Annotated in this window: 20 protein-coding genes, 1 pseudogene and 1 riboswitch; of the genes and pseudogenes, 3 read left to right on the top strand and 18 right to left on the bottom strand. The window is 31.6% G+C overall.

Going from position 1 to position 22,613, the window contains the following annotated elements; translation table 11 throughout:
* Positions 1-16: 16 nt before the first annotated feature.
* The 10 genes from CD041_RS07805 to CD041_RS07850 form a co-directional block, all read right to left on the bottom strand.
* Positions 17-1,048, bottom strand: coding sequence for an NAD(P)/FAD-dependent oxidoreductase (locus CD041_RS07805; RefSeq protein WP_002478752.1), 1,032 nt, complete (start codon positions 1,046-1,048; stop codon positions 17-19).
* A 312-nt stretch (positions 1,049-1,360) separates the two neighbouring features.
* Complete coding sequence (locus CD041_RS07810; protein ID WP_002492278.1) at positions 1,361-1,765, bottom strand: NINE protein; 405 nt, start codon at positions 1,763-1,765, stop codon at positions 1,361-1,363.
* 145 nt (positions 1,766-1,910) lie between these two features.
* Positions 1,911-2,735: a CPBP family intramembrane glutamic endopeptidase gene (locus tag CD041_RS07815; RefSeq protein WP_002492283.1), complete on the bottom strand. Its 825-nt coding sequence runs from the start codon at positions 2,733-2,735 to the stop codon at positions 1,911-1,913.
* Between the two features lie 37 nt (positions 2,736-2,772).
* Positions 2,773-3,111, bottom strand: coding sequence for a helix-turn-helix domain-containing protein (locus CD041_RS07820; RefSeq protein WP_002478750.1), 339 nt, complete (start codon positions 3,109-3,111; stop codon positions 2,773-2,775).
* A 235-nt stretch (positions 3,112-3,346) separates the two neighbouring features.
* The gene (locus CD041_RS07825) at positions 3,347-3,685 is read right to left on the bottom strand and encodes a nucleotide pyrophosphohydrolase (protein WP_070648156.1); all 339 of its coding nucleotides are present in this window, start codon (positions 3,683-3,685) and stop codon (positions 3,347-3,349) included.
* Positions 3,651-5,408, bottom strand: coding sequence for a DUF2075 domain-containing protein (locus CD041_RS07830; RefSeq protein WP_037545184.1), 1,758 nt, complete (start codon positions 5,406-5,408; stop codon positions 3,651-3,653). The genes CD041_RS07825 and CD041_RS07830 overlap by 35 nt, the downstream gene beginning before the upstream one ends.
* Positions 5,409-5,830: 422 nt before the next feature.
* A complete protein-coding gene (locus tag CD041_RS07835; protein WP_002460213.1) occupies positions 5,831-6,502 on the bottom strand; it encodes an excalibur calcium-binding domain-containing protein in 672 nt (223 codons plus the stop codon).
* 188 nt (positions 6,503-6,690) lie between these two features.
* Positions 6,691-7,350 carry a DUF443 domain-containing protein gene (locus CD041_RS07840; RefSeq protein WP_308446736.1) on the bottom strand — a complete coding sequence of 220 codons (660 nt, stop codon included), beginning with the start codon at positions 7,348-7,350 and terminating at the stop codon, positions 6,691-6,693.
* Positions 7,351-7,674: 324 nt separating this feature from the next.
* Positions 7,675-8,178 (bottom strand): GNAT family N-acetyltransferase, encoded by a 504-nt coding sequence (locus CD041_RS07845; protein WP_080606522.1) that lies wholly within the window; start codon positions 8,176-8,178, stop codon positions 7,675-7,677.
* A 43-nt stretch (positions 8,179-8,221) separates the two neighbouring features.
* Positions 8,222-9,073, bottom strand: a complete 852-nt coding sequence (locus tag CD041_RS07850; protein ID WP_070481651.1) for a LysR family transcriptional regulator — start codon at positions 9,071-9,073, stop codon at positions 8,222-8,224.
* A gap of 142 nt (positions 9,074-9,215) precedes the next feature.
* Here CD041_RS07850 and CD041_RS07855 point away from each other — a divergent pair, with 142 nt between their 5' ends.
* Entirely contained in the window at positions 9,216-10,361 is a 1,146-nt protein-coding gene (locus CD041_RS07855; protein ID WP_070648154.1) for an MFS transporter, read from the top strand.
* 89 nt (positions 10,362-10,450) lie between these two features.
* On the opposite strand, the pseudogene CD041_RS07860 reads toward CD041_RS07855, so the two are convergent.
* A pseudogene (locus tag CD041_RS07860) lies at positions 10,451-10,567 on the bottom strand (DUF4176 domain-containing protein); the annotation flags it as partial.
* A 1-nt stretch (position 10,568) separates the two neighbouring features.
* Positions 10,569-11,201, bottom strand: a complete 633-nt coding sequence (locus CD041_RS07865) for a DUF443 family protein (RefSeq protein ID WP_070648153.1) — start codon at positions 11,199-11,201, stop codon at positions 10,569-10,571.
* Between the two features lie 982 nt (positions 11,202-12,183).
* Between CD041_RS07865 and CD041_RS07870 the strand changes: the two genes are divergently transcribed.
* A complete protein-coding gene (locus CD041_RS07870; RefSeq protein WP_070648152.1) occupies positions 12,184-12,396 on the top strand; it encodes a hypothetical protein in 213 nt (70 codons plus the stop codon).
* A 17-nt stretch (positions 12,397-12,413) separates the two neighbouring features.
* Positions 12,414-12,791, top strand: coding sequence for a hypothetical protein (locus CD041_RS07875; protein ID WP_070648151.1), 378 nt, complete (start codon positions 12,414-12,416; stop codon positions 12,789-12,791).
* 200 nt (positions 12,792-12,991) lie between these two features.
* Here CD041_RS07875 and abc-f read toward each other — a convergent pair whose 3' ends face one another.
* The 6 genes from abc-f to CD041_RS07910 all read right to left on the bottom strand — a co-directional run bounded on the left by abc-f (position 12,992) and on the right by CD041_RS07910 (position 22,594).
* A complete protein-coding gene (gene abc-f / locus CD041_RS07880; protein WP_070648150.1) occupies positions 12,992-14,605 on the bottom strand; it encodes a ribosomal protection-like ABC-F family protein in 1,614 nt (537 codons plus the stop codon).
* A gap of 327 nt (positions 14,606-14,932) precedes the next feature.
* Positions 14,933-15,565: a stage II sporulation protein M gene (locus CD041_RS07885; protein ID WP_081095646.1), complete on the bottom strand. Its 633-nt coding sequence runs from the start codon at positions 15,563-15,565 to the stop codon at positions 14,933-14,935.
* Positions 15,566-16,030: 465 nt separating this feature from the next.
* Positions 16,031-16,675, bottom strand: a complete 645-nt coding sequence (locus tag CD041_RS07890) for a DUF443 domain-containing protein (RefSeq protein ID WP_070648149.1) — start codon at positions 16,673-16,675, stop codon at positions 16,031-16,033.
* Between the two features lie 230 nt (positions 16,676-16,905).
* The gene (gene rarD / locus CD041_RS07895) at positions 16,906-17,811 is read right to left on the bottom strand and encodes an EamA family transporter RarD (RefSeq protein WP_002478732.1); all 906 of its coding nucleotides are present in this window, start codon (positions 17,809-17,811) and stop codon (positions 16,906-16,908) included.
* A gap of 553 nt (positions 17,812-18,364) precedes the next feature.
* On the bottom strand, positions 18,365-20,101 hold the full coding sequence (gene thiC / locus CD041_RS07905) for a phosphomethylpyrimidine synthase ThiC (RefSeq protein ID WP_002460231.1): 1,737 nt from the start codon (positions 20,099-20,101) through the stop codon (positions 18,365-18,367).
* A 311-nt stretch (positions 20,102-20,412) separates the two neighbouring features.
* Positions 20,413-20,514, bottom strand: a riboswitch (TPP riboswitch).
* A 304-nt stretch (positions 20,515-20,818) separates the two neighbouring features.
* Positions 20,819-22,594, bottom strand: coding sequence for an oleate hydratase (locus CD041_RS07910; RefSeq protein ID WP_070648148.1), 1,776 nt, complete (start codon positions 22,592-22,594; stop codon positions 20,819-20,821).
* Positions 22,595-22,613: the final 19 nt, after the last annotated feature.

Consider the following 22,613-nt stretch of genomic DNA (forward strand, 5'->3'; position numbering starts at 1 on the left):
TCCACCCTTTTCCTAATTATAAATATTGTGCAAGAATAGACTGATTCGCTGCTTTAAAAATGTCATTATGACTAGACACATAACCTTCATCACTTGCTTCAGGTTCAATATATGTTTTAGCTAAATTCGCAGCATTACCCGCATCACTAAACGCACTGGCAATTAAATGCACTTTCGCATCATGATGAACAATATCGCCACACGCAAAAATACCTGGAATATTTGTCGTTGTATTACCAAAGCCTTTAACACGATAATCGTCATACCGTTCTAGCTTTGAAGTACAATCTGTTAACAGTGGATTTTCATGGTCAAAACCATGACTAATAATGACATCATCAAAACGATGTGTTTCAGTATCCCCTGAATCCAAATGTTCCAAACACACTTTATGGATACGCTGATTCTTGTCATCACCAATCAATTGCTTAATTTGCGTCCGTGGCATCAGTGTTACACCACGCTCTGTTAAAACGGAATGCATCACTTCATAACCTGACGTTTCCATTTTACGATAAACCACCGTCACACGCTTCGCAATCGGTGCTAAATCACGTGCCCAATCTAATGCAGTATTACCGCCGCCAGAGATAAGAATCTCTTTGTCTTTAAATTTACTTAAAGATTGAACAACGTAATGCAAATTCGTTAATTGATAACGCTCTGCTCCACTAATTTCTAGTGGTTTAGGATTAATAATTCCGCCACCAATCGCAAAAATAACTGCCTTAGACTCAAATACATCCCCAGTCGCCGTTTCTACCTCAAAATGACGTTCAGCACGTTTGCGAATATCAACAACACGTGTTTGCAAATTAACAAGTGGATTAAAATATAAACCTTGCGCAATCATATCTTCAATAATTTGATAGCATGGCTTCGGCGCAATACCACCAATATCCCAAATGATTTTTTCGGGGTAAAGCTGCATCTTACCACCCAGCTTATCTTGTACATCAATGATTCTGACCGACATGCCTCTTAATCCAGAATAAAAACTTGCAAATAAACCAGCAGGACCGCCCCCAATAACGATTACATCCTCCATACATGAATCCTCCTCATATATTTAAAACATGATATCCTTTAATTGATAAACATTATCATTATATGAGGACAATTATACTACAGTTAGAAAACATGTTGAAAAGAAAGCGCTTAAGTTTCTGGACAAATGTATTGGCGGCTATATAAGCGTAGCATCTGGGGCATCATTATGTTTTAAGCTCTGAACTCTATGTTGGCAGTAGCTGGCTGGATTGAAAATGCGCTTATACCAAGCTTTTTTCAATCCTAGTCAACCTTGCCAGGGCGGAACTACGAATTCATAATGAATGCTGTCCCGCGCCTTACAATGTCTTTAAATATGCCCTTGTTTATCAACAGTTTTAATAAATGCGATAATGCCTTCATATATTCCAATCACACCTGGTATTCCAGTCCAACAAAATAATAAATATAAAACCGCCTTACCATTTTGCTTTCTATAAAATCGATGTGCCCCAAAACTACCTAAGAAAAATGCTAGTGCTGCATAAACATATTTGTTCACAATCATCTCTTCTCCTTTAACCAAAAAGTTTAAAGAAACGTTGAAAAGTTTAGTCATTTCCACTAAAGAATGTATATCTGGTAAATTTACTTCTCTTTCCCAATTTGAAATAGAATGACGAGAAACATTAAGGTATTCTGCTAATTTCTCTTGAGACATCCTTTTAGACTTCCTTAATATTCTAATTCGTTCTCCTACATGACTAAATTTCAAATCAATCCGCTCCTTTACGCACTCATCATAGGGCTAAATTATATTTTACTCTAGCGAAAATTATGAACAAATCACATTTTTCTGCTTAAATATTTAAGAAATAGATAATTATCCACTTCAAGACTACCCGCATTAACAAGAATGACTAATATTTAATTGCTTTCTTTTTTAAAATCAAAAAGATTGCCATTAAAAATATTAACATTGAAATCACTGACGCACTATTACCATAGGCACCACCCGTTATCCAGATGTTTTTAGTTTCTACAATATATTGAACAATACCGTATTGCTCATTATTTGTTGAAATATGACACAAATCTGATAAGTTCCAGCAAATATGCAGACAGGCACTCGCCCAAATTGATTGATACTTATAAGCAATTAGGCCGTAAAGCATACCAGCAATCGTGCCACTTGTTAAAAGTAATATTAGACTTACCCCAGACATCCCGCCATTAAATAAATGTACCACTGCGAATAATACAGAGGAAATCATGATTGCAGTGGTAATATTTGTTTGCTTTTCAATATAGCCCATGAGTAAACCTCTAACTAATATTTCCTCGGCAATCGGACTGAAAATACCCCCAAGAAAGACAATTTCAAACAGCATATTACAATAGTCAATTGGATTAGCTATTCTTGTAACAACAAAACTTCCTGGGATAAATATGATGCATATAAGAATCACTATAACAGGGATACTTAAACCTATGACTATAACATCGAGTGATAACTTAAATCTGGTCAATCGATAATCCCTGAGTTCTTGTTTCAAACCTTTCTGAATGAACCATTTGATAAGTAAAAATGTGATAACAGCATATGTGAGTCCATGGAGTATTGTTTCAACCGACTTTAAGTCTAGCAAATGCCATAGAATTGCAACGTTTTGTGCCACAACTGTAATCACAAAAGTAAGTATAATAATTCCAAATATTTTTGCTGACTTTATTAAAATATTCATGTGTTTCCTCCTAAATTTGTGTAGGAAACCTAAATGATTAACCTGCGAATATTTGAGATAAAGTACCACAAACTATAACAACGATAGCTAAGACAAACCACCATTTCTGTGACAAGAAGTCCCAAAAATTTAAATGATCCGTACCCGTCTCATTTAACTCCTTAGTGAAATTACTCATATTTTCTCCAGTAAGTAATTCATCTGTCGTAATATTAAACATTTGTGCCAAATTAACAATCATTTGCGCATTAGGTTCAATTGAGCCCTGTTCCCATTTAGAAACCGTTTGTCTCGTTGTATGTAATTCAGCAGCAAGTTGATCTTGGGTTAAACCTTGCTCTTTTCGATACTTCTTAATTTGTTCCGCAAGTTTCATATGATTGGTCACCTCTCTTTAAACTTAGCAAGTTTATCTGTAATTATCTGTATTCAAATTGACGCATTCGCGCACCAATTCATTACATTCTGTCTCCAAAATTTAGCATATCATGTTATCAGTACATCTTTATGTTGTTTTGATTGAACTTATATAAGTGTTGCACTTTAATAAAAATAAATATTCTAATATAAATTAATACTCAAATCAATTTTATATGCCACTTTTCATGAAGTTAAAACTGATTATATTTCGAATTACTATTTTTACTTTTGTCTACTGGATATTTTTCTGCGTTTTTCTTTAATTTCTTTTGAATAATATCATTAATATCAAAATCCAAATTATCCGCAAGCATGTAGCTATAAATTAAAACGTCTGCCAGTTCTTCTGCTAATCTTTCTTGTTTTGTAACTACGACTTCTTCAGGTGTTTTCCACTGGAACAATTCTAGTAATTCAGCTGCTTCCAAACTTATTGAAAGAGATAAATCTTTTTCATTATGAAACTGTCTCCAATTACGCTCATCCCTAAACTTATTAATTTTCTTTAAAATTTCTTTTGTGTCGCTCATTATTATCACCTTTTTCTGCTTTTTTTAATACTTCTCTTAATTGTTTATCTACTGCATAAATATATAGTCCATTCACACCACGAGTTAATAATACATTAAGCTCATTTTTTAATAGCATTTCAGAAAAATATTGTTTTGAACCATCTGTCAAAGTTCTTTTCTGTGTAACTTTTTTATTTGCACTACTTTCTTTATCAAATACTATTTTACCATCTCTGTATTTAACAGATGGACCAATAATCACACCTGCAAAATTCAAATCAAGCCCTTGTATTGTAAAGGTTGAACCAATTTCATTAATAGTTTGAGTTTGTTCAACCCAAGGTAATTTAGATTGATTTCTAGTTGGTTTTATTTGATAATTCCATGGCATAGACCAGCCATCTATTTCTACTCTCCAGTAATCTTTATTTTCAGGAGGATTATTATTATATTTCCAATCAAATGTAGCAAGCATTCTTGAAATGCCACTTTCTGTTTTATTAGCCTTATTCCTTATTGCATTTTCTAATTCTATGGGTGTATCAAATATTTTAATGTCATATCCCTTGCTATCATATGGTATATTATTAACTGTTTGATTATCTACTATATTTCTAATCCAATTTACTGTTTCTTGGTCACTATTAATACGCATTTGATTTCTCAAAGTAATATGATTGTTTTTATCTTTAGCACGATTAAAGTAGTGATTTATCTTGTCTTCTTCCCATATTTGTTCAGTAGTAAGAACTTGTTTTAAGTCAAAAACTATAACGACAACTCTAGCTCTATCCAATAAATCATTTAAATGATTTTTACCTTGATAACTTTGTTTACCTTGTGTCAATAATAAATGCGCTTCATCAACGATAACAACATCTACTTTTTCTTCTGTAGTATGTCTATTGATAAACCTAGTTGGTTTTCCAATTATGCTATTATTTTTACTATTTATACCTAATTTAGTAGCTATTTGCTCATAAATAGTAACATGTTCGTTTTGGTTAACTAATAAATGTATATCTAACTTTTTATTTAAATCTAAATTATATTTTCCTAACTCATATAATAATGTACTCATTAATACTGTTTTTCCAGATCCCGCTTCTCCTTCAACGATGATTAATTGCCCATCTTCTTCTAATAAGATAGCTTCTTTTATTTTAGTGAGTATTTCTTCTTTTGCATTGGTCTGTTCTTGAGTCAACTTATGGAATGGAGATGCTTTGAATATTGCTGAGTCTTTTATAATACTTTCTAATGGAAATAACTCGTTGTTCTTTTTATTTAATGATTGCCAAATATCTGAAAAAATCTCATCTAACTTTTCAGAAGTATAGTACTCATTTTGTTGATTTGTTCGACTATTATGTACTTTAGAAATGTTATCCACACTTAACAAATATTGCATTAGTCTATTCTCAATATCCAAAGTTAACGATTTATTGAATAACTCGTGTCCAATGATATACATTGTTGATTTGTTTGATTCAGAAAATTTTTCCCAAAATGGTTTCACTTTAATATCGGTATTTAAATGCTGTCTTGTTCTATTTCTGATATCTGCTGTTTCACCAACATATACTTCAAATTCATTTCTTGTTTTTTTATCATTTATTATGTATACAGTTGGATATCTTAATAAAAATTTCCCATCTTTAGACGTTTCCCAATATCGAACTGAATTATTAAGCTTTTCCATTGAATATGGAATGTTCTCTATTTTTAACAAATTTCCCACAATATCACCTATCTCATTTATCAGTAATGTTATATTTTCTTATAAATTTAAAGAAATATCTCCCTCTTTTCTAAATTTTAATTATAAATTGAAAATATATCCAGTTATGTTATATAAAATAACTGTTTTTAATAAATCTGTAACCATCTTATAAAACCCACAACTATGATATATAGTTAGCTCAATTAAAGATTATATTTATTATAGTTATACTAACTTTCCACTTTATTACCTAAGTTTTGATAAATTCTACTGTGCCTAATCCAACATTCCAAATAATAAATATACTTTTAATTTATAAACACATTAAAAATTGTAAAAAACCCAATCACTACCTCAAATAGTGATTGGGTTTTTTAGGTTATACTAAGATATTTAAATTACATATACAGCATTATCGGCTTTATAAATCATCAAAAATTTTATTTAATCTCACAAGCATAACCATCACTATCTCTATCTAGTTTACTTGAATATGCAGCATGCCCTTTAGGAACGCCTCCTGGATAGTCTTGTCTTAAAGCTGCACAATTAGAATAACTGTGTGGCACTTGTTGTGCAGCATTATTCTGATTAACTGAAGTAGATGCAGTATTTTGATTTGTATCAGAATTATTTAAATTTTTGTCAGAATGATCTACATTTTTATCATTAAAATTACTATGTTCTTTGTTTTCTTCTTTATTTGTAACTTCAGCTTTTTGAGTATTGTAATCATAATTGTCATTACTATTTTTCTTCGATACTTCATCATCCGTTTTTTTCTCGTTCACTGAACTTTTATTTGTTACATCGTTAGAATTGTCTTCTTTCTCTTCAGTTTTTTCTTCTTTTGATGATGATTTTTCATCAGTATTTTTATTTGATTTTTCAACAATAGCTGTCTTATTGGACTCATTTTTTTGATTAGATTCTTGATTGTTTCCCATATTTGCTATAACTATTATTGCAAAAAATACTGACACCACAACTTTTACCCAAGTCTTCCAATTCGTGAATTTCCACATTAAAAATAAGCCAATAGGAAAAACGAAGACTAAACATAAAAGTGTAAACCAATTCGACTTATACCATTTTTTTGTGTTTTCTCCCATTACACATATCTCCTTCTATTTTATATACAAATTATATATTTTATACAGTATACTATATATGATTTTCTGAATTTTTAGAAGTCGATTTTGGACAATAATAATAAAATACCAATTTGGCTTTAAAATTTTAGACTTCTCTAACTTATAAAATATAAGACTCTCTTCTTTCAAATATATAATACTGCCTATCACTTCGAATTCATTCTACCTAACTTACCGTCAATTTTAGTTTGAGCATATAAAAGTACGTTCTGAAAAAGGATAAACATTAAAGTCATTATAATTCCAACGACAAATATCATATTCGTATGTTTCAATGTTAATAACCCAGCTAAACTTATGATAAATAAAAAGAGAAAAACAATGTAAAAAGAGATATTTTGAACGATATATTTTACACTTGGCAAAATATATGCATATGCTTGTATTTGAGTTAATCTTATCTTGAGTTTATTCTTTTTATTTTTATCAATCATGGATTTAAATGCTAACATAGGTAATATAGTTAATATTAATAGTATTACATTTATGTATATATTCGTTGTGAAATCTAGATAATCAGTAATAGACTTAGTTGTAATAGCGATTAAAATACTCAGACCTGAGGCAAAAGTTGTTAGAGCCTTTCTTTTATCGTTTTTCTCTTTTGAACTAGAAATAGTTAAAATTTGTTTAAGCTCTGCTTCTTTGACTTCTATCAATGGATTTCTTGTTACATAATTTAATAATGGAAAAATATAAGTTAATTTATTCCGATTTAAATCAATAATATAATGCGAACCCTTATAGTGTATTAATTTATATTTACTATTCTTTTCAATAATTTCTATTGTTATCGTATTGATGATTTTCCATTACTTTAACTTAATTTTATAATTTTTTGGACTGCTTTTTATCCATCATTCAAAAACTTTAATGAACTTTTCACTATATTATAACATTATATTCAATATGAATTTCTCCACACTCTATTATTATAATTTACTTATCGAAAATAAGTGTTCACTTATACACTAATCCCCTCACTTATTACGTAGTGAGGGGATTTTTTGGTATGGCTTTTGCGCCTATTACCTTTATTATTATTCTTTTGAATGATTTTATATCTAGGATTTTTATATATTGTATATACATTTTCCATTTATTTTTATCAACTCCATACACCTCTTTTGTCACTCAAAAAAAGCGCTTGAATACTGAATTACTCCAGAAGCTTCATCTAAAGCATTTTTCTTTAATTCTATCGCCATCAATAATTCATCTGGTACATCAAACGGTGCTTGAATGCCCCAATTAGAAGCTTGTTTAAATCCGAATTTAGGATAGTATTCTGCATGTCCCATTACTATAACTGACCCGAAATTAAGTTTCTTTGCTATTTCTAAAGATTTTTGTATTAAACTTCGTCCTACACCTTTGTTTTGATAATCGGGCAATACAGAAACTGGTGCTAAAGCTAATGATTCTGTATTTTTCTCATCATTAACAATAACAATCTTAGTTAATAATATATGACCAATCATTTTGTTTTTATCTACAGCAACTAATGATAAATCTGGAACAAACGCATCGGAATTTCTCAAATTCGCAACTAATCTATGTTCACTCTGATCACTATATGATTCATTAGCAAATGCGTTTTTCACAACTTCCTCTGTTCTAATCGTAAAATCCATGTTCTCACCTTATCTTATTATATAAGTTAAATATGCCTTCTAACTATTTTTGATTTCTCTCTTCTTCTAAATTTTTTAATAAAAAATCATATATTTTTATTATCTTCCTTTGATCATACGAAGCGATGCCTATATCTCTTTTGTATCCGCTCAAAACTTTTTGAAATAAATTCATGTTTGATATTCTTGATGTTAATGACACCGGCATTAATGTAATACCATTGCCAGCTTTAATGTTGGCTATTACAGATTCAAAATGTTTATTATAGTGTAATTTTAATTTGTCTTCCATTGATCTATTTTTAATAAAATCATACGTATCGCAGGGTGGATTTTGTATATAAATTTTCTCACTTAATAATTCATTTATCTCAATTTTTGAACTCTCAGTAAATTTATTGTCATCATTATAAATAACCATAAAATCTTCACTATATAATCTTTTGCGATATATATCACGATTATTTAGCTTTGATATATCCCCAATAAGTAAATCTATATTACCTTTAGACAATTCTTCTATTAAAATAGAAGTGCTATCTTCAATGATTAAGCTAGCTATCTCATCAAAACCTCTATTTTTATATTTATTCGTTAAAGAAAAACTAGGAATAACACCTATTTTCCATTTAGAATCAAAAGAAATATTCAACTGCTTCTTTAAATCAGCAATAGAATGTTGCATCTCTCTAAATGTATTAAATACCAGTTTCCCCTCTTCATTTAAGAAAATACCTTTTGAAGTTCTATAAAATAAATGACAGTTAAAATATGCTTCAACGCTTTTAATTCTCTTACTAAGCGCTGGCGTACTAATATTTAACTCTTGTGATGCTTTATTTATACTATTATATTCAGCTACTCTAATAAAATCTTGTATATATTCAAAGTTCATTAGCTTCTCCTTTTAGTATTAACTATTAGTTAATACCCCTTTAAATGATTACTTATTCACACATACTTCCAGGTGTTTTATCTTTATATCAGAAAACAATATTTCGTATTATAAATATTAACTTTTATAGGGTGGAATGATGATGAAAAAAGTATGGGTTTTAACCATTGGTATGTTTGCTTTAGGCATGGATGCATATATTGTAGCAGGGTTAATACCTGCCATAGGCGATAATTTTAATAAAAATAGTGCTGAAGTTGGACAAGGTGTTACAGTATTTACTTTATTCTTTGCTATTTCAGCACCCATTTTTTCTACTTTATTAGCAAAAAATGAAGTGAAAAATATATTAATATTAGCTATCAGTGTCTTCTCTTTAGCAAATTTAATTACTGCGTTAGCTCCTAACTATGCGATTTATATCATTTCAAGAGCAATAGCTGGATTGGGCGCAGGTATTTTTTCACCTATTGCGGTTAGCTCAAGTAGCCATCTAGTATCCAAAAAGCATAAAGGAAAAGCCATCGCATTTACAGTTGGTGGAATGAGTGTAGGAACAGTCGTGGGAGTGCCATTAGGTTTAGAAGTTTCAAAATATACGAATTGGCGCTTTTCCATATTAATAATAGTACTTATCGGTCTAATTGGCTTAATGAGTATATTAAAATACCTGCCAAGATTTAAAGTACAAGCACCACCTAATTTAAAATCACGCTTCAAATTATTTTTAGATAAACATGTATTAAGCGTTGTATTCGTAACATTATGCGCTGCCATTGCGAGTCTGGGATTGTATACTTATTTAGCTGATATAATCAAAGAAAGTGGTAACACAGAATATCTTACATGCTACTTAACTGCATGGGGTGTAGGTGGATTAATAGGAAGTTTTGGAATCGGATTTTTAATTGATAAATTTAAAAATCCTGCCGTCTTAATGCTTATTATTTTATTTGCGTTAGCCTTAAGCTTCGCATTACTTAACGTTACAATTCAAGTACCTTTTTTAAATTTTATACCTTTTATTTTATGGGGTGCTATGGGTTGGGCAACACAGGCGCCTCAACAACATATATTATTACAAAATCATACTGATCATGGTGGTGCCGCCGTTGCACTAAATAGCTCCATCAACTATTTAGGTAGTGCATTGGGTTCAGCTCTAGGTGGGATAATTCTACTTAAATTTATTAATACAAATATGCTTATTTATAGCGCTATTATCATTACTGTTATTGGTATCATGTTACAGATAATGAATATTACGATTGATAGAAAAAATAATTAATTTGGTATTTTTTACTATTATGTTTTAAATAATGTATGAACATGATAAAGACCGAGCCCGATAACTAGTGTGAATAGTTATCGGGCTCTTGCTGAGTAATCAAAAATATACTTTTGATTATCTATATCTACAATGGGACCTCGATTAATAATCATTAATTTTTGGGAACCTTCTCTTAGATATATGATACTTCCTATTGTTTTCACTTTATTTCACCTGTCTTTCTATATTTTTAATTTTGGCATGTACTTTTCTATCAGAAATTGAAGCTATGTTCATAATAGTAAACATAAGCAACGTTACTAACCAACCTACATAACCAAAAATGTTTTGATTGTCATCAAAAATCATTTGAATAGGGGCAATTGATAAAAATAGGAACATCAAATAACAAAACACCACCAGTACCATATTTTTGAATGATGGAATCAACATTACTTTTTGTGTGCTATTTTTATTAAATGCTGGATGATTCAACTTCTTTCTTATAGATAAACGTAGTGCTATCACACCGACAAATCCGATTAAAAACATCATCACTACCCAAATTCGATTAATATTAATATCCATGAAACCCACAATACTTCTTAATAGCACACTGATAGTAACACCAATACCAGCGGCCATCATACCTTGACTGTTTTGCCCTCCATTATTGAATATGTTTAAATTATTAAACTCTTTGTAACTCAGTTCTGTATATTTAATAGGTATAAACCAATTCAACATAGGGCATAAATATGAATACCAATTTTGTTCTAAATCGATCATTAAATATCTATTATCTTTTTGAATGATTTTATATCTAGGATTTTTATATATCGTATATACATTTTCCATTTATTCTTAGCAATTCCATACACCTTTTTTGTTTATATCATACTACACATTCAACTTTGCAACAGAACCATCGACACCATGATCATTTGTGCAATAAAATAATTCTAAATTCAAGATAATTCACTCCAACATAAAAAAAGAGGGAGCGGAACAGCATTCATTATGAATTCGTCGTCCCGCCCCGACAAGGTTGACTAGGATTGAATAAAGCTTGGTATAAGCGTATTTTCAATCCAGTCAGCTACTGCCAAAATATTTAGTTCATAGCTTAAAACATAATTATGTCCTAGGCTCTTTCCGTTCGGACTTACCAACCAGATTGGGATTAGATCCTTTTTTATTATTTAAAAAAACATATAAAATTAAACCTACTAGGCCAGCGACTAGCATGCCACATATTCTTGGTATCCATATGTTTTGCATAATATTGTCTAAAATACTTGTTGTCAAAGAACCTAAAACTGCACTAAGCATAAATAATATAAATCAATTAAACGTATTCATTTAAATGTCCCCTTAACCGTATTATTTTAATAAGTTTTTCTTAAACACTTTGTGAATATCCATATTTTCATCTACGAGTGATTACAAGCTATAGATCCTCCAGCATAAAGTGTCCTAATACCTCATTCAATGGGACCACTAACACCTAGAGCTATCATCGCTCTTATTGTAGCAACAGTATACGCAAAATTTCCATTTATTACTGCTGGATGTGGCACCTAAAATACTCCCTATAACTGTAATTAGTCTTGAAGCATTTAACATTAAAATACCTTAAAAATATTAATAAATTTCAGTTTTAACATACCAAAATTATGAAATTTTTGCAAAATTGAAATAAATTAAAATCGTAAAAAATTGGCATAATTTTAATAAGTATAGTAATTTGAAAGTGATTATAATCAATAAATTTGGAGTTGATATTTTTCTCTGACACTTTTGCAAAATAAAATTATAGAAAAAGGAGGAGGAATCGCTCGTGTCTTCTAATTTTGTTGTTGTAATAATTACAATACTAATGATTGTGTGTATTGATGTGATTTTTTACTATGTATCTAAAATAAAACATGCACCTAAAAAAATATTAATAACCATGGTCGCTTTTTTTGTCTCGATATTCTTAGTTTTCTTATTTATAATAGCGATACTTGAAATTGGAGCGATGGTTGATACTGGTCAATTATTTGTATAAGAAAAGGAGAGATAGCAATGAAAAAACGTATATTTTTATGTTTAATCTTTTTGCTCCCCATTGATTTCATCACTATTGCACTAGACTACCATTTCCAAGTAGGGTTGCTTTATGTTTACATACCTGCACTCATATTACCTGTTATTCTTACTTTCTGTTTTAAATGGGAAAAAGACTTTTGGCTCATATTATCAATGAAAGTATGCAGATTTATTATTTCATGGGGACTTGCTAAAATATTTATCGATTTCATGAAGTCTGCAGAGTATTATGAAATGTTTGATGGTGCAGGTGCGATAATTAGCCTAATAATTGGAGAAGAAATAATTTTTATTATCGCAATAACTGTGTTTTTGTTAAGTAAGGAAATTAAAAAGTTATTTATCACACAATAAATTTTTCATAAGAACTCAAAAACGCATCGTTTTATACTTATTAAGCCTCACATAAACAGCATATAAAGTTGAAATCCGATTTAAGAAGATAAACAAAAGGAAATCGGCATTCCATAAATCCGATTTCCTTAAGCGTATTTACAATGGTCATTGTTGTATATTTTTTAATTTATTGACCAGCATTTCTCTATATCAATTATTTATAGTATCTTTTCTTTAATGTAATCATAGTTACCTTCAAATTTTTCTAATGTTTTATTTTTTAATAAGTAAGTTGTATTAAATAACTTATTAAGGAAATATCTATCATGTGAAACTGTAATGATGGTTCCATTGAAGTCTAATAAAGCATCTTCTATGATTTCTTTGGCGTCTATATCCAAATGGTTTGTTGGTTCGTCTAAAACAAGTAAATTATAATCTGTGTTTACGAGTTGTGCCCATCTTAATCTTATTTTTTCTCCTCCGCTTAACTCATTAACTTTTTTAAATACATCTTTACCATAAAACATAAAATGAGCTAAAATATGTCTTGCTTGGTCTTCTGATACATTGACTTTTTTACGAAATGTGTGTAACAAAGTATCATTGCCATCCCTTTCAAATTCATGCTGTGAAAGATAACCAATTTTTAAATTACTTGCCGTTTTAATTGAACCTTTATCTATTGAAGTCAGCCCTAAAATTATTTTTAATAATGTTGTTTTTCCAGTACCATTATCTCCTATAATAGCAACATGTTCGCCTCTTCTGATTAACATATTTACGTTTCTAAATAATACATCCTCATATGCTTTAGTAACATTTTCCATTTCAATCACTCTATTCGAAACGTTCATGCCTTCTTCTAGTGTTATATGCATCTTTTTTGAATCTAAAAGCGGTTTTTCTAAGCGTTGAATGCGATTTAAAGCTTTTTCCATACTTTTAGCTCGGCGAAACATTGCAGCATTAGGTGGCTTCGCTTGACTAGCCCATGTTCTTAATTGTTTGATTGATTCTTTCATTTTCTTTATTTTCTTTTGTTGCGTTTTATAGGCTTCGAATTCAATCAACAATCTTTTGTCTCTTTCTTCAACAAAATATGAATAATTTCCATTATAAAAATGAAGCTTTTTTTGATCTATTTCTATAATTTGATTAACTGTTTCATCTAAAAAGTAACGATCATGTGACACAATCACCGTAGTACCATCACTATTTTTTATATAGCTAGCCAACCATTCTATAGATTTAACATCGAGGTGATTTGTTGGCTCATCTAAAAGAAGCAAATCCGTAGGCTTAATTAACATCTGTGCTATACCTACTTTAGTACGTTCTCCCCCTGATAAATCTCCCCACTTTGCTTTAAGTAAATGCGCGATATTTAAACCGTGAGTAACTTTACGTATTTTAGCATCTATCTCATACCCGCCATTTTCTTCATAATATGTCTGCAATTCACCATAGCGCGCCACTAATGAATTTATATTTTCTCTTTCTTCAATCATTTTAGTTTCAATTGTTTCCAGCTGTTTTGATATCGTATCTAATTCTTTAAATACAGATTTTATACATTGATAAACACTTTCACTTTTTTCATAATCAGGTATTTGATTTAAGTAACCTATCTTAATATCCTTCTTCCAACTAATCACACCAGTCGAAGGTCTTTCCATGCCAGAAAGTAGTTTTAATAAAGTGGTCTTCCCTTCACCATTACGACCTACTAATCCTAAAGTATCACCTGAATTAAGTGTTATTTTAATATGATCGAATAATATATCTTCCGTATATTTTTTAGAAATATTCGATGCATTTAGTATATTCATTTTTCTTCCTCCAATTTATCTATAAGGAAGAAATATATTGTGTCAGTTCCTTATAGATTAATCATTAACTTCAAAATAGACAGACTCCGCCAATTTTGTAATTAAGATCGAAAATTTGTTGCGTATGATTTGTAAATATCTGCAACAATGAACTATAAGAAACATTTAGACACCTCCTCAAATGTAATTTATAAACATTTTACAATAAAAAAGGATTCACTTAAAGCGTATGCAGAGCATGATTATTAGTATGCTTATTTCGAAGATTTCTTTTCAATATTTTTTAAGGAAAATATCATTAATTAAATATTAATCAACTTTATTACCTTAGTTCATCAATTGATATATCCAATCTGCGACATAAGTTTCTGTAAATGCAGCAAGTATAATTAATGGTAAGGTGAAAATAAAATATATTTTAATAACTTTAAATAGACTCTTTTTAAAAGGATAATTGTCTTTCTTCTTTTTTCTAAACAGATTGGTTACTTTTCTTACAATGGCTTTGTTTAACATATATAAGCCACTTGCAAGAATACAATATGCCATGATTTCAAGCGTATAGTGTGGTATGTATGCAATGATTGCGGTAAATGCTTTGTGTAAATCAAAATTAAGAAAAATTCCAAACATGATTCCTGGTATAATAACTGAGATAACAATGTTTAACATATAAAGAAATGGTATCGGTATAAGTGCTAATATAAACATTTGAACTGGCACGAAACAACCATTATTTACTATAAAATGCCAAACTTTATTTAGCCCTTGGGGGTTACTACTTATATTCGTAGATGAATTCCCTAAATGTTTGACATCATTAATTGCAGGATGACAGAAATACGTAATGACTGTCGTTATCATCAATATAATTGTAGCTAAAGCGAATACTTTCAGTGCATGTTTATATACATTTTTATCTATTGATTTTATCAAAGTATCTCCTCCTATATTTATCATATTATCAAACACTCTAAAATTTTAAACTATTTAAAAACCAAAACAAAGTAAAATATTGTAAAGTTGATTAATGTCATTATCCTGCTTTTTTAATTGCATGTGTTAAGCAAATTAAGTTTATCGATTATTGAACGAAATTAATCAACAACATATAACTTATTCTATAAAAGCCCTTATTTTCAAAACATTACAACAAGCCAAGCAAATTGGAGTGGGGCCCCAACAAAAAGGCTTTCCAAAAGAAAGGCAACGGACAAAGCAAGTTGGGGTGGGGCCCCAACAAAGAGAATTTCGATAAGAAATTCACCAAACAAAGCAAGTTGGGGTGACTAAGACAGTATCATAGACACACGAAACCATATCATACGAAGTACTATAAACAAAAAAGCCAGTAAATGCATTTACAAAAACGCATCTACTGGCTCATTTTTCTAGGATTAATATCCCAGACTGTACTCATTTGATTTAATCCTTTACTTTAATATGACTCATTTTACCGGAAGTTTCTGAATTACTATAGAGTAGTTGATCAAATGATAAAATAATAGCTAACATGATAATCAATACATTAGAATTGAGATGGGGCTCCCCCATTGAACCAAAAATTTTGAAGCTTAAGAATACGAAACTCACAACTGCAATAACATATAAAATAATACTTATCACCATTGTGAATATCTCTGGAAAGATATAAGCACGTTTCTCAGTTTCTATTTGTTCAATGTTTAATCTTTTTCTTTTTCGCTTATCTATTAGCCATTTTATAATAAATATTAAAACCATCAATGCAATGATAATAAGCGGAGGATAATGTTTTAGAAAAAAATTGTCGACCACATTGGCTCTATAGTAAATGAACAATATCACGATGCCAATTAATGTTATCATCATATTTTTGACTTTGCTTTCCACCGATTGTTGTACTGTTGTTAAACTAAAGTATGCGTCATCACTGATTTCCATTAAACGATGCGGGAGAAGGTAATTCAATAATGGAAAAATGTAAGTTAATTTATTTCGATTAAGATCAATGACATAGTGCTTTTCTCCATCATGAATAATTTTATATTTGCTATTATTTTTAATTGAATCGATGGTTACATGCTTCATAACGAATCATTCCCTTTCCATTGAATTACGTTTGTATCATCAGTCTTGCAAGTATTTTAAACTTTTCAATTCATAGTCATTTCATATTATATAATAATTTCCCTAATATTTATCATATAAATTGATTTTTTTGTAAAATTTTAAGCTTTTCATGCATAGCTCACATTAAAAAAACCAAATGAACACCGTCTTATGTATACATAGACGATAGTCATTTGGCTTCTCCGTATTTATTCTGGTCGAACGTTGCGCTTCATTTTCACGTATTGAGAAATACTGTATAATGCAATGCCAATCCAGATAAAGATAAATGTAATAAATTGATGAATATCAAATGGTTCTTTGAAGACAAAGATGCCCAGTAAGAAAATAATAGTTGGGCTAACATACTGAATAAATCCTGTTAACGATAATGGTATGCGACGCGCACCTGCTGAGAACAAGATTAATGGCACTGCTGTTACCGCACCTGAGAATAGCAACCAGAATGATGCCATATTGATACCTACTGAAGTATGGTGTATTTGCCATAAGTAAATGATATAAATGAGTCCTGCTGGTGCTGTCACAATACATTCAATGGCAATACCCGTCATAGCATCTACACGAACTAATTTTTTCAATAAGCCGTAAATGCCAAATGAGAAAGCCAACATGAGTGAAATCATTGGAAATTCCCCTACTCGAATGGTCATATAAAGCACACCAATTGCGGCAAATACAATGGCTAATGACTCAAATTTATTAAACCTTTCTTTTAGAAAAATAAATGCCAATAAAATACTTACGAGTGGGTTGATATAATAACCTAAACTGGTTTGTAGCACATGTCCATTTGACACAGCCCAAATAAATGTCCCCCAATTAAGCGTAATAACATAACCAGCGACAATAATGGCAATAAGCTGTATCGGTGTCGCAAATAAGTGTGTTAAATCACGTTTAAATGCCGTACTTTGTTTGAGTATGTAAATCATGATAATCATAAAGATCATTGATAAGATAATTCGATACGCTAGAATTTCAAAAGCGCTGATATTGCCAATGAGCCTCCAATAAATAGGTAAAATTCCCCATAATAAATGCGCACCTAACGCAAACAGTACGCCTTTTTTAAATTCAATATTGGAATTCATAACTAAACCTCCTAACACAATTCCCCTGGAAATAAGTCTCAATAATATTATGTTATCAATAGTTATGACATTTTAGTATACTTCCTGCTCAAAAAATTAAAATTTGTCATACTATACAACTATGATTAGGTCATGTCATCTTTATACTGACATTAAAATCGCATGGTCAATCAATGACATATGAATATTCAATATTTTAGCAACACACTAGATAGAACAAGCCCTGGGGCCTCAACAAAAAGAATTTCAATAAGAAATTCCACAAGCACAGCAAGTTGGGGTGGGGCCCCAACAAAGAGGCTTTCGAAAAAAAGCCAACATACAACGCAAGTTGGGGGGCCTCAACAAAGAGGCTTTCAATAAGAAATTCCACAAGCAAAGAAAAATTGGCTAAACCAGTTTTTTCTAGCAACGTAAACCGACCCTTAAGCAAGCGAACCAATCATCATAAGCATTGAATTATAAAGGAAGCACAAAGACGATTTTTAATGTCAAATCATCTTTGTGCTATTATTTTGATATTTATGTTCTATCCTATAATAAATCATGTATCCTAATGATAAATTTTATTGCCGGCTGCTTGGAATTCTTTCGCTTTTTCTTTCATACCTGCTAGCTGTTCTTTGTATGAATCACGAATATCATGTGATAATTTCATTGAACAGAATTTAGGACCACACATACTACAGAAGTGTGCAATTTTCGCAGATTCTGATGGCAACGTTTCATCATGGAATTCTCTTGCGCGATCTGGATCTAATGACAAATTGAATTGGTCTATCCAACGAAATTCGAATCGCGCTTTACTAATTGCATCATCACGCACAGTAGCACCTGGTAACCCTTTTGCTAAATCTGCGGCATGGGCTGCTATTTTATAAGTAACTACACCGTCTCTCACATCATCTTTATTTGGTAAGCCAAGATGCTCTTTCGGTGTAACGTAACATAACATTGCTGTGCCATGACTTGCGATTTGAGCCGCACCAATTGCCGATGTAATATGGTCATACGCTGGCGCGATATCTGTAACTAATGGTCCTAATGTGTAGAACGGTGCTTCCTTACAATAGAAATCTGCTAAGTCTTGGTTCTCTTTAATCTTATGCATTGGAATATGTCCGGGACCTTCAATCATAACTTGAACATCATGTTTCCATGCAATTTCAGTTAGCTCTCCTAATGTTTTTAACTCTGAAATTTGACTTTCATCATTGGCATCATAAATGGAACCTGGGCGCAAACCATCTCCGAGTGAAATTGCCACATCATATTGATTTAAAATTTTACAAATATCTTCAAAATGCGTGTATAAGAAGCTTTCTTCGTGATGTGCCAGACACCATTGTGCAATGATTGAACCGCCGCGTGAGACAATGCCGGTTAAGCGATCGACAGTTAACGGAATATAGTGTAATAGCAAGCCAGCATGAATGGTAAAGTAATCAACACCTTGCTCCGCTTGTTCAATAAGTGTATCGCGATATACTTCCCAAGTTAAATCTTCCGCCACGCCATTCACTTTTTCTAGAGCTTGATAAATGGGTACAGTCCCAACCGGAACTGGTGAATTACGAATCAAATATTCCCGTGTTGAATGTATATTTTTACCGGTTGATAAATCCATCATCGTATCTGTCCCCCAATGAATTGCCCAAACGAGCTTTTCAATTTCTGCTTCTATCGATGATGACACGACCGAATTACCGATATTGGCATTGACTTTAACGGCAAAGTTTTTCCCGATAATCATCGGTTCTGATTCTGGATGATTAACATTATTAGGAATAATTGCACGTCCTCTAGCGATTTCATCTCTGACAAATTCGGGTTCTACCTGTTCACGAACCGCAACAAATTTCATTTCTTTCGTGATGATGCCTTGTTTCGCATAATGCATTTGTGTCACATTTCCACCTTGTTTGGCACGCTTCGGTTGATATTGAAAAGGATGTGCCACATAATTTTTATGGCCTTCCTTTTTAAAACCGTTATCGATAGATTGTATTTTTCGTCCTTTATAGCTTTCAACATCTTGTCGTGCATCAATCCATGACTTTCTAAGCTGAGGAATACCACTGTCAATGTTCACATCATAGTTATCGTCATGATAAGGTCCAGCAGTGTCATAGACGGTAATAGGATCGTTGTGAAATGCATCGTTCTCTAATTGCGTATCCGATAATTCAATTTGACGAAATGGCACTGCAATATCGTCATCACTTCCCTTTTTAAAAATACGTTTGCTTGCCGGAAAATTCTTTTTAAAACGAATCATTTCTTGTTTCATATAAACAGCCTCCTAGATGCTAGACGTGTTTAATATTACTTTGAGAGAAATCCACACAAAAAAGCATTCAGCCTAATACTGAATGCATAAGAAAATAAGCGAATTTATACAAAAAACATATATGTATCAGATAATAGCCAATATCTTTAAAATATTGGTATTTTAACTTGAGTTAACGATATGCCCTATATCTATAACTAACTCTCGTGTTTACTGTACAATCTGTTCTGGCAAAAAGTAAGCAACAGACTACGAGTGAAACACATGCTTAAATAAACTGATAAACATGATGATGTTTTCATTCTTTAGTATAAATGGCTCACTTGCTTCCCTACGCTAGTATTATCTAGATCAGGTTAAAAGGGTTGGAGAAATTCTCCTTTCAGCAAATCAAAGCACCCCTAGCAGATGATATTATGTTGCAGGTATAATTATACCAAACGTGTCATTTTCCTTCAAACCGCTATAAAATAGCACATTTATCTTAGATTATTATGTTGATAGTGATTCTATGGTCATCAATGTCGTCGTATCCCTCAATCTGTCAATGTGATAATTTTATTATCTATTGTTTGAAAGCATTCGTATCATTGCCTTGATAACTATTTAGATAGACAATTTGTAATCATCAGAAATCAATTCATTCTAAATAAAAAGAAGCCCCACTTCTACTTTGCTAAGCGGGGGTTCTTTTTCAAAATGAAACATCTCTTGCACCTATAGCAACTTATGTTGTTTCAATAATTGCTCTATATATGTGCCTTTTATTTTTTTCAAGAAAGCATTAAGGGCAACTTGTTTTAGTTTCTTTTGCTCGACCAGTTCAACCAAGCCTTTACCATCATTGAGTTCGTACATCGCGTCCATTAAGACACGCAAATCAAATTCTGTCGCAACAACTTCTGGGACACCTCGATCTATGTTCAACAATTGATATACGGCTTCCATGGCAGTTCTTACTGAATATTCTGTAGTAAAGACCGTATCTCTCTCTGTTTCTGCAAAATTACCAATAAATGCTAAATTGCGTGATTGATGTGGCACAACAAGTGGTCTATCACCTATGGCTCTTGGCATAAAATATGAGCAAATATAAGGCATATAAACTGGTATGCTATTACATTGATTTTGAGCAAGATCTTTAATTTGATTAGTAGGCACACCCATATGATATAACCATTCTTGGCAAATTTCGTTACCACTACATTCCACAATCGGCTTGTTGATATAATCCCCTTTGACATTAGAATAGAGTGCATAAATCCATACACTCACCTCATCTTTAGGTTGTGCTTTAAATTGTTGTTGGCGATTAACAGTAAAACTCATTTGCCATGCCGAATCATTAACCGTAATAATACCTCCAGTTACCGTCTTGCCGGCAAGGGGATCCCTCTTACATATGCTTTCGATATTATCAATGATTATCTTATTATTTGTCGTTGCAGTTGCTGACACAAACCAACTTTTTTCAGGTAAATCTTGATAGAACTTTTCAGGGTGACCAAACTCAGGGCTTTGTTTAGCAAGATTACGCCATAAGTTCCAACTGCCTCCTGTGACTTTCGTAGGAGGTGCTGGGGTTTCATTATCTCCATAAGTTGAGCTTTCAGTAATACTACCATTTGTCACAAAGACGAGGTCATTCGGCGTCAATAGCATTGTCTCCTCTTTGCCTTGACGTTTAAGTTTCATTTCGCGAGCAACCTTCTCTGTCGTTGTAACATCTACTTTAATATCAAGTACTTGAACATCATATTCAAACTGTACACCATGGGATTCTAGATAGGCAATCATAGGCAGTACTAGTGATTCATATTGATTATATTTTGTAAACTTAAGGGCACTGAAATCTGCTAATCCACCAATGTGATGCACAAAACGCATCAAATAGCGGCGCATTTCCATCGCAGAATGCCATGGTTCAAAGGCGAACATCGTCTTCCAATAAATCCAAAAGTTCGAATTCATAAAATCTTTTGAAAAGACCTCAGAAATCATCACATCATTTAAATCTTTTTCTGTCATCAAGCATAAATCTATCATTTCTTTGATTGCTTGTTTCGTTAAAGTGAAGTCACCATCCGTTGGTAACTGATGACCTCTTTTTTCAATCACACGGCATCTTGAGTAATTGGGATCTTCTTTATTTAACCAATAAAACTCATCTAATACAGAAGCCCCCTCTACTTCAAGTGATGGAATAGATCTAAATAAATCCCATAGACATTCGAAATGATTCTCCATTTCTCTTCCGCCACGTACGACATAGCCTTTCATAGGAAGTTCATCTCCATCTAAACTTCCACCAGGTTTAGCTAATTCTTCTAACACATGGATTTTTGCCCCATCCATTTGCCCGTCTCTAACTAAGAAACATGCAGCTGCTAAAGATGCTAATCCTGATCCAATTAAATAAGCTGACTTTTGTTCTACGTTTTCAGGTTTTTTTGGTCGCGCAAACGCTTCATAATTTCCATTACTATAGTACATTGATATCACTTCCAAAATT

The sequence above is a fragment of the Staphylococcus lugdunensis genome (genome assembly GCF_002901705.1).
Lineage (GTDB): Bacteria > Bacillota > Bacilli > Staphylococcales > Staphylococcaceae > Staphylococcus > Staphylococcus lugdunensis.